Below are 13,923 nucleotides of genomic sequence, written 5' to 3'. Positions count from 1 at the left end.
AGCTTACAAGCTGCTTCGCCTTTGTTTCACCGTCATTTTATTGAGGTCATTCAGATAGCTTTCGTTTTTCTACAAGTAGGGTAGCTACTACATCCCCAAAATTCCGCCCCAGCTTTATTCTTACGTTTAACCATTAAAGAACCACAACTACATTTGATATTAGATAATGTCTTAGATGACGCTTGCTCGTTCTTAATCGGTGCAATTTTCATTTTTCTATTGGATGGCACCCATTTACCCCAACTGCGTAGCTTGCTGTCTACTAAACCACCGTGCCAATAATCCACTTTGAATTGATCGGCTTCTTTTCTTGCTGGGCCCGTAAGATCAGATGTGGTTACGATTAAAGTCAAAATACAGTCATGATTCCTTTTCGCACCTACCAGTTCACGAACAGTCATTACTTGCACCTTATTATGATCGGCATAACATTTGGCTTGGACTGCTGTTTTTTCACCGCGCTTATCCGTAATAACAAGATCTACTCCTCCATCTTTACCCCCAACGCCAACTTCTTTTACGGTATAACCGTTGTCTCTAAAATAGAGTGTAAGTAAGCGTTCGAACTCTGCTCCGGTCATTTTATCTAGTGGTAAAGTTAGAATCACTTCGTCTGATCTGCACGTAGAGGAAGCACGATTAAATCCGCTACTCACAGGTTTTTTAGTAGTCTGTTTCTTCCGTGGGTTGGACTTTTTTCTTTTTTTCTTTTTAGAAGGCTGTAATAGTCCAGCAACAACTGATAATGTAACAACAACAATAATGAGCCATATTATTTCATTCATTCACTGATTCTCCTTAGATAGCATTCATACTTTTAAGCCGCATTTGCTGTTATGATATGTGCCCTCTCCACGTCACTCTTCTCATTTTCAACACTCGTATATGTATTCGACTCAAATGAACCTTTTATCAAATCTTTATATGTTTCAGCGCGAACTAACGATAGTACGATTTGTAATAAAGAAGATTCGTCTCTAATTAACAATTTCAGTAGTATATCTTCGAATGAGTTCTCCTAAAGTATTTTCTTTCTGTAACGGACTGCAAGGTACAGTTTGTTAGATCTTCCAACAATAAAGGTTAATACGGAATTCCCAAAAAGTTCGAATTTTAGCGATAGTCTTTCTTTTCTCCTATACGTCTGCCATCGTATTCTCCCCCTCTTTACCTTAACTACATAACATAGAGGCTTAGCCACCGTACCGTAATTTCTCCTGTTTATTTTCTTCAACCGAATGTTTCATCTCTTTTTAATTACCATACCTTAAAGGGATCATTTAAGAATGTCTCTTTAATGGAAATCACCTAGCATACTGCTCGATAGAGCAATATGCTGAGCCCGACAAACAATAGGCGTCGTCGGTTTTTTTTCATTATTGGTTTCCTTGGAGACGTAACGGAATGCTTTCACTAAACAGAGATCCACCTGCTGGTGTTTGAAGTCTAATTACCAAGTCGGTTTGTTGTATAGTTCCAGTTTTCGGAATCATGACGGCAGGTATATCAGTCCGCGTATTGCGATAAACGCGCGAAGTTGTATTTAGCACCCCTTTCTCGGTATATGCATCGAAATCAGGACTTTCAAATCCATCGACCCGGAATTTCAGATAATCATAAGTGTTATATTTCTTAGGATCTTTGTTAAATACCGTTTTACCTTTGAAATACAGGACGTAACTGTTCTTCTGATCTTTGACCATCAAGTTATTGACATCAGGTCGGTTATTGAACCATTTGAGCGTATTGATTGGCGCAATCAACCCAAGATTTGGATCGTTAGGGTCAGCAAGATCAATCGCGATAAGAGCCTCCAGCTTACCTTGATACAGTCCATCTTTCGATGTGATTGTCATTTTACTCTCATCCCACATATCCTCGATCGACGCCTTGCCAGCACGTTTCCAATCGGATTCCGGAGTAACCCACATCTCTGGCATCACGGTAAAGATGTTCGTACCATGCCATGCGATTTCAGCATTCCCGACCGCATATTTATCGACATCGAGGTTAGCTCCAGTATTTTTGGAGAGAATGCGCTCGATCAGAACAACAGCCTGCGCACGTGTAGTCAGTCCTTTTGGAGCGAGCTGTCCTTTACCGACACCTTGGATCAGGCCCGCTTTCGTTGCCAGGTATATCCATTTGTCATTTTCTTTAGTTATTTCTCCGATCGCACGAGCTGCCATACGGGCCATTTCATCACGCGTCATTACTTTGTTCCATCCAGCGTCGTTGTTTGAGAAATCGGCACTTGCATACAATCCAGCTTTGGTCGCGGAATTAACGTATGGAACGTACCATTTGCCAGAAGCTTCTTGTACATCAAGTTCCATAGCAGCAACGACCATTTTGGCGAATTCAGCCCGCGTGACGCTAACATCGGGTTTAAATGTTCCGTTTGTGTAACCTTCGATGTATCCTTTCGATATAGCCTTTTGAACAGCGCTGTAAGCCCAGTGACTCGATTTAACGTCACTGAATTGCAAGGATGCTGCTGAAGCTACTGTAGCGGCTTGAACGTGTTGTACGGTGCTACTCAGAATGCCTATAGTAAGTGCTGCTGTCAGCATGGCTCCTGTGATTATCTTTTTCATTGGACTCTCTCCTTCTAATGAGGGGCTTTTGATTACAAAATGATGCGATAATTGTGATGATTACTATAGTGAGAGACACTATTGCTTAAGTGATACTATTGGGTTAATAGAACCAGGTAACACAGTTGTCCTATCTGTATGTCCTGTAACTTACAATGCACGTAATTAAAAAATCTAGCTAATAGCTCATCATTTGATAAGTATCCTTAGAAACCTTAACTTGTTAAGTAGCTTTTTTTTAGATAATAATCCCACTATTGCAACTCTTATATTCCACATTTAAATTATAATCGTTGTATATCCAGTTATCTGAATTAGCTCAAAACGTATGTAGGATGGTTAGCGCGCTCATATCCGTTGTTGTCTTTAACTTTCTCCCTCTGTAAGTTTGTTCATTTCATTTCACAGGTTGTCCTCTAGCATCACTCACAAATGCTAGAGGTACAAAAGTACTACCTTTATATAAGAAATGCTACATCACCCCTTCGACATTTTTAAATATTTAATTTACTTCAATATCCTTTACGTTATAGAACACTTCGAATATTTTGACTCCAGCAGCAAATGTCTCCAAAAAATATAAAAATAGGTATCAAACAATAAATTCAAGAAACAAAGCATAACTAACTATGAATTATTGATCTTGATGTTTGGAAAATTTCATTTCAAGAGATTTCTCCTTATTGTTATCATGCTCAAACAATACACTTATTCGCTACCGCTACCATTTTCGCAGGCATCTCTTCCCGCAGTCGCCACACAAAGCTCATCGGTTTGTTCCCCTCATGGCTCACGTAATCCGCTTCACCCAGAAAGACAAATGGAGACGTATAGCCATGCTCCTCCTTATACTCCCGCACGAACAGCACAATCCGGTTGCCTGTCTCCCGGTGATAAATATACCGTTGCGCCGTAGCCGTATGCTCTGACACCCGGCTCTGAGTCTGCCAATGGAATAAACGCTCGTTAATCGCATAATCCTCATACAATGTGGATGGTGAGAAATCCTTATCCGACTTGTTCAACGTAATGAAGAAGATATCGGTCTGTTCATCGGCAAAATACTTCACACCTTCGCGGAAGGCTGGTGATTGCTCAGCGTCCCAATAGCCAAAGGCGGCGAGCACTTGGTCCATGGAGTACATACAGTGGATATCCAGTGGACAAGTGTACGGGAACGAATTGCTTTTATCCACAAATCGCAGATGAGCCAGATTATATTTGAAAATATCCACAAGCTCTGCTTGGAATGCCTCACCAGACAACACACGCTGTACACCCTCTTCGATGCTGCTCAACCCTAGTTTCTCAGGCGCGGCCCGGTGGAAAGTGTAATAGAACATAATCAACATGCGCTGTTCATCGGCGGTGGTTGCTTCTTGGCCTTTTTCAATAAAGTCGATCAGAAAGTTCAGCCAGCTTCGGGAATTAATCGTCAACACAGATGGCAGTCTGCGGATGTACTCCTCGTATTCATCCTCGATAGGTGCTGTTAATCCTGCTTCGGCCAACAGGCCGCGAAAATACCTTCTCCCCATACGTCCACCATACAATTCATATAGTGTCATCCCGTGATGTTCCACAAAATGAGCCAAGGTCAGCGGCAGTCCGGTGTCTTGCTGGAACGTTTGCAGCTTCTGAATCAACGCTCTGCGATTACGACTCATCTGTTTGAGGTTGCGCATGATGTATTCCTTCGCTTGTTTCTCTAATTGAATGAACGTGCCGCGTGGCAGGTTCGAAAAGCCGTTCTCGACGTAGTACGAGATGGAATGTTTGGTGGCGCCGATCATAGCACGGAATTTATCTTGGAACCTGTACTCCTGATGCGCTTGCCCGATGAAGTCGAGCACGGTCAGGCACTCTTTGCCATCGGCCATCCGTAGTCCACGTCCCAACTGTTGCAGGAATACGGTCAGACTCTCGGTAGGACGCAAGAACAGGATGGTGTTCACCTCAGGGATATCCACGCCCTCATTGTACAGATCCACGACAAAGATCATGCGCAGTTCCCCGTTCACCAGCTGTCCTTTCGCAGAATGACGTTCCTGTTCGCTCGACCCGCCATGTAGGGCCATGGATGGAATGCCAGCTTCGTTAAATATTTTTGCCATATACATCGCATGATCCACCCCTACGCAGAAACCAAGCCCCTTCACATCATCCAGATCGGTTACGTATTTGTTCAGACTTTGAATGATCTGGTTGGCACGGATTTTGTTATGGGTATAGAGCTTCTCCAGTTCGTTCAAATCGTAGCCTTTACGCGACCACTTTACCTGGGATAGATCGACAGTATCGGTGACGCCAAAATACTGGAAAGGACTCAGTAGTTTCCGGTCAATGGCATCGGTTAGACGGATCTCGGCGGCAATCGTATGATCGAAGTAGGCGGTAATGTCTTTGCCATCCATCCGTTCAGGCGTCGCGGTGAGTCCTAGCAAAATCTTAGGTTCGTAGTGGGACAACAGCTTCTGATACGAAGGAGCAGCGGCATGGTGGAATTCATCCACATTGATGTAATCGTAATAGTCTGAGCTGGTGATCTCCGTCAGCTTCATGGAGTTAAGACTCTGAATACTAACAAACAGGTGATCCAGCGCCTCTGCTCGGTGATTCCCGACATGCAGCTCACCAAAGTTCATATCTTTCAGGATATACCGGAACGTGTCCCGGCTTTGCTTTAAGATTTCTTCCCGATGGGCGACAAAAAGCAGCTTGGCTCCCGCATGGCTTGCCCGAAACCGCTTGTAGTCGAAGGCAGAGATGACCGTTTTGCCAACGCCTGTGGCGGCGACGATCAGGTTGCGGGTTCGTCCATACAGCGTACGCTCGGCGTGAAGCTGTTCGAGCACTTCTTTTTGGTAATCATAAGGCTGGATGTCGAGGTGAAAGTGGTTGGACTGATCTTTTTTACGATTCAGAGCCGCCTTCAACTGCGCCTCATGTCCCTCATCTTCAGCTACATATCGCGTAAATTCGCGGTCATTCCAGTAACTCTCGAAGGTCGCTTCAATCTTGCGCAGCACATCGAGTGAATCCTTCTCCGTCACCTTGAGGTTCCACTCCATACCACTGGTCAGCGCTGGGTTGGATAGGTTAGAGGAGCCGACATAGGCTGTAGTGAAGCCAGTATCACGGTGGAAAATGTACGTTTTAGCGTGCAGCCGAGTCACTTTGGTATCATAGGAAATCTGGATTTCCGTGTTGGGCAGTTTGCTAAGTTCAGTAATGGCCTTAAGGTCGGTTGCTTCCATGTATGTAGTTGTGATGATCCGCAGCTTCCCACCGCACGCCGTGAATTGTTGAAGCTGTTCCAGCAGCAGGCGAAGCCCGCTGAATTTGATAAATGACACCAACCAGTCGATCCGATCGGCGGTCACGATCTCCTTTTGCAGCTCCAGTAACATACTCGGCTCGGACTTCGCGCCTGTGAATAATGAACTTTGGGAGATTGGCGTATCAGGACGAACGATTTTGCTATCCCGGACCGCACGAATGCTGTTCAGCTTGGAATACACATGAGTCAACACTTCCCCCTGCTCATCCAGTTGCAATTCTTTGTACTCTTCTTCCCCAAGTGTTTCTTTCAGAGTGGCAAGAATCTCATTACTCGTTCGGATCTGTGCCAATACTGCCGTTTTATCTTCCGTCTGTTCCCGCACAATCTTGAGCGCTCGCCGGGTCACCGCCGCCAAATACGTGGACAGCAGCTTGCGCGCTTCCTCTGCATCCAACTTCTCGGTCCCAATGTTATACACATCCGGGTCCAGTGCTGAAATCTCCTGCCTGGTGATGGTGTTGATAAGCTGTTCATATATACCTTGTTTCATGAATGTACCTCGTGTAAGTGTAGGATGGTTGTGGATATGTAGGTGATATCATTAGATGCTTGGTAATTGGTAAATATGGTCTCTACTCTATTATCGTCCAGTATGGGGATATTTTCATTAGTTGTTCGAATATAAGAGAAAGGAGCACTCAACATCGCCTCTGAACGGCAGGAGTACTCCACTTTCGGTATGAGCTATTATGAAATTAACATTATCAATCTGCTTCCTGCCCAAAGTAAGTACCCAACTTGAATCGTGATATACATGATGTATTCCATAGCCGTTAGTTTCCTTTGCCTTTTGATTTTACGTAACTCTAGAAAGTAAAAGAAGGCACCAATGAGTAAAAGAATCACTGCTACTTCATTAATTATCTCTAGGATGGATATGCTCCTGATCTCCTTTCATACCATAAGTATCATTCGTACCTTGGATTTAATGCGTCTCTCCAAACGTCATCATCAACGAAATCAACCTTTTTCTCACTAAAATAAGCTCGGGTCACTTGCTCCAGATCATTCAAGATTTGGGGCCACTCATTCTCGTTAATTTCCTTGGATTCAAAGTCCCCAACAATGTTCAGCCATCGATGATTTAACTGCTGGTACTCCCCGATTCCGGCTTTAAGTTCAGCTGTTACAGGATAACTGGTTATATCCAGCCTCTCGAACGTCATTCGCATACGGTGAAGCGTAGGTGGCAAAATGTCATCTTGGCTGAAGTCGTTTGTAAATAATGCTGCGGGTTTTACCAGCCAGTTGGCTTCTTCGCTGAAACTTAGATTCATCAAGTTATACTTATTCATAATCTGCGTCATATCTGTAAAGTTGTAATAGAGCTGGCTGGCTTGTTCTCCATCCTCAACCATCTCATTTGTTATTATTTCATTCTCCAGTATTCGGTTAAACAAACTATCATTATTGACAATCGCACTCTTCATATCAACCATATCTTGTCGTACATTCATCGTTAGATACTGTTCATACATTCTTTTTTCTGTATAGAGGCTATAAGTTAGAACAAGTAAGAATACAAATCCAATGCAGCATCCGATTATTAAAAGTCGTTTTTTAAGTATCATTGCGAGCTGTTCTCCTAGGATTTTATAGTAAGAAGCACCTCTACGTTTGTATGGTAGAAGTGCTTTTAAGTAGTATCGTTATTTCATTCTAAATAGCGGAGTAGAACCATCTAGAATAATCCTCCACCCTCGTAACTTATACAACCTTTTCGCTACACCACTTTGGGTTGTACGGCCTTTGACTTAATCTCAAGATATCGTCAGCTGTGTAATACCACTCAGCATCATCAAACCATAAGTAATCTTCCGTGTTATCTTGAAAATACTCTACTACAAACCTATAAATAAATTCATATTCATGATTAATATTTACAACATCCGCTGCCCAAAAGTAATCTGTTGATTGGGTGAGCCACGTAAAACTATCATATGAATTTTCGACAACTTTATTCACGTTAAAAGTGAAGTACCTAATAGTTTCTTCATCATCAGTATTTGATAGGGTCTCTTCATCCACTTCAGATAGTGTGCCTTCTGCAGATTGAAAGTTGTTATCTGTATCATGATCAACTGCTAAATGAAAACAATACATATTCGCTCTCTGTGCTGCATACTTAAAGTCCTCAAGAGTCTGCTCCGGAGAATAATTTGAGATTTTTTTTAGAATGATTACTGAACTCATTTACTTATAACCTCCTTCAATTCGTCTAATGAGCTGATTAATTTTATATTTTGATCTTTTAATTTTCCAACTAAATCAGATTGAGTTTTATTTTTTACAGTTACATCTTCAATGTAATATATAACTTCTCGATTGTCATAGTTAAAATAATTTTTATTTGATGGATTGATCAACTTATCCAGTTGCTTTTCATCTAAGGCACTTAAAGACTTCTTGACCTCAATAATATGCGAGTCTGTTAGAATATCGATATCGCCTGCTTTCAACTTATTTTGCAATTTCAATTCTATACCTGTACCTTGTAATCTACCTGTCTCTTTTATTGTCTCTGCCACTTGCCCCTCTAAAATATCGCCAGTTTTTAAGCTTCTTAAATTTTTCTCAATAATTGCATCTATATCCTTAGGACCTTGATTTGTCCAAGATATTTCATTTCCGAATAAATTTGTGTATGTGGTTTTAGTGCCTTCCGTTCTTAGCCTTCCATCATGATTCAGACTATTTCCCTCACTCTTCTCCTTTTTACCCTCCACTGCTCCACCCGATTCATTGTGATCCTTCGAGTGCAAGGCTTTGCCAAAGAGAAAATAAGAGAAAGCCTGGCCTACCATGGCACCTTTATAATAACCCGACTTATCCTCATCGAGCTGCTTCTTCTGCTCATCAATAAACTCCTCGATGTCAGACCTTGCCGTTCCCGTGCCCCAGGCCGCATCCCATGCGAATCCAATGCCACGTCCAACGTCAACTACCTTACCCATAGTCATGGCATAGGCCAGACTGGTTAATGTACTAAACGGATTATAAATGAACGCTTCTGCCGTCTCACCAAGTCCCGTAACGGTGTCACCAATTGCTTTATCGACCAGTCCGGTGCCGAAGCTTGGCTTTAGTTCTTCTGGAATGTACAGCGCAACCTCGCCGGAGCCGTCCGTTGTTCTGAAGTTCCTCGCGATAAACGTAAACTCATTCTGGATTTTGTCCAACAGCCCGAGTGTAGTCGGGAACACTTCTTTCACCTGCATAAAATCCCAGAAGAAACGCTCTCCTGTCACACCAGACCAATCGGATTGCAACAAATAAATCGATTTCTCCAGTTCTCTAACGATTCGATCGAGTTCCAATTTCTTCTGCTGAACCAATCGAGCTTTCTCGTCCAGCACATCGGGATGTACCTGAATACGTTGCATACCATCTTCACCGCCAACCTGACCATAGTAGTTATACCTAAATTTTAACAAGTGAAGATGTCGATTGGAATCAAACGGAGGATTCATTTTCTGGTTAAAGATTCAGTAGTCAGGAAACATTCATTAGTCAGATATTTTGCATATTCGTGCATGTTTTTCGTGGAGTCTTACTTCTGTTTAAAATACTGAACGATTTCTTCAGGTTCCCGCGTCTCCAATGTGATGTGGCCTTTCTCGAACAGGATCATGTACGGATATGATTTCAGACCGAAAATCTTCTCATAATTAAACTTATTTTCATCACGCACATTATAAAAATTCACACTGGTAATTGGGCCTTCTGATCTCAAATTTTCGTTATTCACTTCATTTAATTGCGTCTGTAAATCAACAATAAATGGCCGCTCCGAAAGACGGTCGGTAAATACAATGAGTGATGCATCGTTTCTCTGATTTTGCGTTAGATATTCAATGGCTTTCTCTCTATTGTTCTGACCACAACCTGACAATACGAGTATCAACACACACAATATCCAGAAGCGCTTCATTAGATCCTCCTCCAAAATATGATATAATTGGATATTAATTATGAATTGAATTTTATCAGATATGCTTTATTTCTGAAAGGAGCACACAATGAATAAAAAGAGTATCATCTTCGCTATCATTATCGGTCTTTTTATTTTAGCGCTTCCGTTCATACTTTATTTTTCAGTAACTAATAATTAAGAATCCACACCACACGTATCGAATATTCCATTTGAACTTAACTTAAAGAAGAGTTAATTCATGATCTCCATGAGTTAACTCTTCTTAGTTGTTTACACTAATGCTCTCTTCAATTGCTCATAAAACGTCAACGGATCCGCATAATCCGGTAACCCCGCCACCTGGCCGTCACCGAGTTCAAGAACAATCCAAGATCCGCCTTCCACCTTGGCAAAATCCATCGTGTAGAAACGGCTTTGAATCGTTTGTGCAATGTCCAGAAATGAAGTGAGTGCATCTCTAAACGCTTCGTCCTGTCCTTCATCCCAATAGTTAGAGATGTATGCAGGCTTACCGTCTAACATAAACACCCGCATCTCTCGTGATAACGGCATACCGCTCTGGTCGTGGTAGGACAGAAACTCCAACTGAACATACTCCCTGAATACAAGCCCTACATTCAATTCTTCACCTTGCAGCGTCAAAAAGTTATGCACAACCTTTTTCACATGCTCCTCATCCGCAGCATCTGGGATGTAACAGGCTTCCTTCCACTCATGTTTACGAGATTTCACATAATCCTTAACGATAATTGGCTGATTACCAAATCCTCGCGTGGCCTCCTTAACGGCATCTGGTGAAGCCTGAATCTCTGACATGGGAACCCAGACCGAGTGCGGTGTATACCCTTTAATTACGTCATATGACTCGGGCAGGTAATGGCAATGCTTGTATTGCTCTGGTGTGTTAATGAGATATAGATTTTTTGATAACAGCGCCTTATATAGTAGCCCGTACGCTTCCGGTGTTAGCATCCAGCCCCGGTACAGTACATCCTCTCGTTCTGCTACCTGCTTAAGTCGTCTCACAGCGAGATCCGGACGCTGGTTCACTATTAGTTCTTCCAGATGAACCAGTCCCACCTCAAAGCCAAGTTCCTTGGCACATACATACTCCTGTTCATAACTTTCATCTACCTTCTTCTCATCCAGCGGCGAACTACTAAAAATAATTTTCATATGTACCTCTCTTTCATCATGCTTAATTGTGTTTCTCATACGATGTCGATCCAACTGAGCTCTAAGGTATAATAAATGACATACTACTATATACACCTCTCGTTTTACAGGAGCAAATGATCCAATTCGAAGGAGGTTTATCCATGCAAATAGAACGACTTGACCATCTCGTGTTAACCGTAGAGAATCTGGAAGCAACCATTTCATTTTATACGAACATATTAGGTATGAAGGTAGTGGAATTTAGTAAAGGCCGAAAAGCATTACAGTTCGGACAGCAGAAGATCAATTTGCATGAACGGGGAAAAGAGTTTGAACCGAAGGCTCATACCCCTAAGCCAGGTTCGGCAGATCTTTGTTTTCTGGTCAGCACACCTCTGGAAGAAGTGATTCTCCATCTCTTACAACATCACACGAAGATCGAAGAAGGTCCAGTGGAACGTACCGGTGCGCTGGGAAGCATTCGTTCGGTGTATGTACGTGATCCTGACGGAAACTTGATTGAACTTTCCAATGCTTTGTACGCATAATCCCGCGACTTTCACCTTTCAAATAGCACAAAAAACCTGCAAAGCCTCGGCTTCGCAGGTTTTTTGGATTTATGAAATTCATTAAGAGTTTGCATGTGGATACATCTCATTTAACGCTTAGGGATAGAAAAGGGGTTCTCTTCCTTTTCACAACCAGTTAACACGTAAAAAATACGTCCTTGCTCACTCTTCATCGTGCCGATCCCTTTGCAGGTGTCGGTCGCCCTTCCCTGTGTGGAGCCATAGAGATCTCTTGAGTCATCGTAAGTGAATTGAATGGCTGTACCATCATAGATCAGTTCATGGATAATGGGCCCACCTTCAATGGTATACTTCGTTACGCGAACCTGAGCCTGATGCTTTTCCTTCACATTTTTCATAAATGTGTTCCACTTATCCCCGTTCCGCTTGCCTCCGTGAAGCACAACCACATCCCCACTTTGCTCCGCTTGCTCTGGATTATGAGGCTCAATAATTTCTGGGAATGATTTCGTCATTACTGGAAAATCCACTTTTTGATCATTTGCCTCACATGCTGTTAACACTATTAAAACTAACAAAACCGTAAGCAGCACTCTTTTCATTCAAACACCTCATCTTTACGACGCTAAAGACTACGTGCAGGTTACCTAATTTCTGTTAGGAAGACTGCAATAATACCTAACCCTCTTCAATATAAAGGAAATTTTTTCATTTGTATGTAACTTCATCCCTTCATAGAGCGTTTAGAAAGAAATGCAACATTCATACCCAACTCATCCGAAAAAGAGGCGATATCATGCAATCGGTAAACTCATCCGATCACATAGCAAAAGAAAAACACTCAACTTCATGCTTAAATAATCGATCCAAAGGTAAGCGAAAAACGGCCCATCGATTCGCTATTGTAATGGCTACAACATTAGTTGCATCAAGCCTGCTGATAGAGCTAGTTGCTGTGCCAACGACTCATGCAGCAACTAACGTGTACCCCTCCACTAGTAACACTTATGTCCAACCGCCTGCATCAAGCAGCACAGAGAAGAAAATCCACTATATCGATATAGAAGGAGCTTATTATTACACAGTCGCTTTGAGAAGTGACGGTTCCGTATGGGCCTGGGGACGTAATCTCTGGGGAGAACTTGGTGTGAGCGAGAATGTTCGATATCGTCATACATTTAGTCCGATTCGTATCCCCAAACTATCCAATATAACAGTTATTTCATCCTCCGGCGGTGGGAACAACGCAGCAATTCAAGCAGATGGAACCATTTGGGAGTGGGGTAACGGCAACTTGCCACGTCAAGTGCCTGATATTACCTCTGCCACGAATGTTAGAATAGGGGCTTTTTCAACTATCGCCCTTCTCCAGGACGGAACCGTTCTGTCTTGGCAAAACCCGCCTCAAACCGTAGACCTGGAACAGACACGTAAGCTAAAGACGATCAGTGGACTAAAAGATATCATCCAAGCTGAATCCGCTGGCCTACACGGCTATGCTCTGAAGAAAGATGGCTCCGTATGGACATGGAACGAGCCAAACGAACCTGGTAAAGCGCCTTCCAAACCAACCAAGTTAAAGGGGTTGAACAACATATCTTCGATCACCAGTGCAGATGTATCTCTACTTGCACTGGATAAGAAGGGAAAGGCTTGGCAGCTAGACCTAGAGGGCAAAGTCACCCCCTTTCATCACGAGCTCAAAGTGAAGAAGATGGATGCCAATTCAAGTTATACCTTGTTACTTACTACTTCTGGTGAGGTGTATAGCTATGGAAGGACAGTGACCGGCAAAGTAGGAAAAGTAAACCATTTGTCTGGCATTACCGATGTTTCAGCGGGATATCACCATAGTCTTGCATTATCCTCCGAAGGGACTGTCTGGGGCTGGGGAAGTGATAAATATCAGGAAGCAGGCGCACCTGCAACATCTTCTGGAGGCATGGTTTACAAACCGATTCAGGCCAAGCTTGGTACAGATGTTTATCTGAACGGTGAGCTGTTCCAGTCGATGTATCCCACGGTGGAAACGCCCAAGACCGTACAATTGCCAATCAAAGCAATCGCCGCAGCACTCGGAGCAAAATTTGAGGTTCATAAGGCGGAAAGTAGCCTTATTTACTATACGTTAAAATATAACAATCAAACAATTACGATCAATCCTAACGAAGCACATTATCAAATAACTTCCATGGATGCGTCTGGAGAGCAACTCATAGAGCTATCTGAACCCATCAATAACTACTCAGGAGCAACCACTGTACCTTTTGAAGTATTGCGTGGTTTGGGTTTGAACGTGTCCTGGGATCCAGAGAAAGCCAGGCTATCCATTGACGATGTGGACAAGTAAAAGTCAGGGCT

Annotated in this window: 11 protein-coding genes; 2 read left to right on the top strand and 9 right to left on the bottom strand. The window is 42.8% G+C overall.

The features are described from left to right. Nucleotides 1-50: 50 nt before the first annotated feature. From CXK86_RS23670 to CXK86_RS23630, 8 genes are all read right to left on the bottom strand, one after another. Nucleotides 51-785 (bottom strand): restriction endonuclease, encoded by a 735-nt coding sequence (locus CXK86_RS23670; RefSeq protein WP_101314666.1) that lies wholly within the window; start codon nucleotides 783-785, stop codon nucleotides 51-53. Nucleotides 786-1,376: 591 nt separating this feature from the next. Beyond that, complete coding sequence (locus CXK86_RS23665; protein WP_257468099.1) at nucleotides 1,377-2,597, bottom strand: S-layer homology domain-containing protein; 1,221 nt, start codon at nucleotides 2,595-2,597, stop codon at nucleotides 1,377-1,379. A 695-nt stretch (nucleotides 2,598-3,292) separates the two neighbouring features. Further along, entirely contained in the window at nucleotides 3,293-6,430 is a 3,138-nt protein-coding gene (locus CXK86_RS23660; protein WP_101314665.1) for a DEAD/DEAH box helicase, read from the bottom strand. A 418-nt stretch (nucleotides 6,431-6,848) separates the two neighbouring features. Beyond that, nucleotides 6,849-7,397 (bottom strand): hypothetical protein, encoded by a 549-nt coding sequence (locus tag CXK86_RS23650; protein WP_144029832.1) that lies wholly within the window; start codon nucleotides 7,395-7,397, stop codon nucleotides 6,849-6,851. Nucleotides 7,398-7,647: 250 nt separating this feature from the next. Beyond that, nucleotides 7,648-8,133: a hypothetical protein gene (locus tag CXK86_RS23645; RefSeq protein ID WP_101314662.1), complete on the bottom strand. Its 486-nt coding sequence runs from the start codon at nucleotides 8,131-8,133 to the stop codon at nucleotides 7,648-7,650. Next, nucleotides 8,130-9,374 (bottom strand): WXG100 family type VII secretion target, encoded by a 1,245-nt coding sequence (locus CXK86_RS23640; RefSeq protein ID WP_180361856.1) that lies wholly within the window; start codon nucleotides 9,372-9,374, stop codon nucleotides 8,130-8,132. Before CXK86_RS23640 ends, CXK86_RS23645 begins: the two co-directional genes overlap by 4 nt. 116 nt (nucleotides 9,375-9,490) lie before the next feature. Next, a complete protein-coding gene (locus tag CXK86_RS23635) occupies nucleotides 9,491-9,871 on the bottom strand; it encodes a hypothetical protein (RefSeq protein WP_101314660.1) in 381 nt (126 codons plus the stop codon). Between the two features lie 273 nt (nucleotides 9,872-10,144). Continuing rightward, the gene (locus tag CXK86_RS23630; RefSeq protein ID WP_101314659.1) at nucleotides 10,145-11,050 is read right to left on the bottom strand and encodes an ATP-grasp domain-containing protein; all 906 of its coding nucleotides are present in this window, start codon (nucleotides 11,048-11,050) and stop codon (nucleotides 10,145-10,147) included. A 143-nt stretch (nucleotides 11,051-11,193) separates the two neighbouring features. Here CXK86_RS23630 and CXK86_RS23625 point away from each other — a divergent pair, with 143 nt between their 5' ends. After that, nucleotides 11,194-11,580 (top strand): VOC family protein, encoded by a 387-nt coding sequence (locus CXK86_RS23625; protein WP_101314658.1) that lies wholly within the window; start codon nucleotides 11,194-11,196, stop codon nucleotides 11,578-11,580. 110 nt (nucleotides 11,581-11,690) lie between these two features. Here the strand turns inward: CXK86_RS23625 and CXK86_RS23620 are convergent, their stop codons facing one another. After that, nucleotides 11,691-12,077, bottom strand: a complete 387-nt coding sequence (locus CXK86_RS23620) for a DUF4362 domain-containing protein (protein ID WP_180361855.1) — start codon at nucleotides 12,075-12,077, stop codon at nucleotides 11,691-11,693. A 392-nt stretch (nucleotides 12,078-12,469) separates the two neighbouring features. Between CXK86_RS23620 and CXK86_RS23615 the strand changes: the two genes are divergently transcribed. After that, a complete protein-coding gene (locus CXK86_RS23615) occupies nucleotides 12,470-13,912 on the top strand; it encodes a stalk domain-containing protein (RefSeq protein WP_180361854.1) in 1,443 nt (480 codons plus the stop codon). The last annotated feature ends 11 nt before the right edge of the window (nucleotides 13,913-13,923 follow it).

Source organism: Paenibacillus sp. BGI2013, from assembly GCF_002843485.1.
GTDB classification, from domain to species: Bacteria; Bacillota; Bacilli; order Paenibacillales; family Paenibacillaceae; genus Paenibacillus; species Paenibacillus amylolyticus.
Note: the sequence above shows the minus strand (reverse complement) of the source record. Positions and strands in the feature narration are given on the sequence as shown.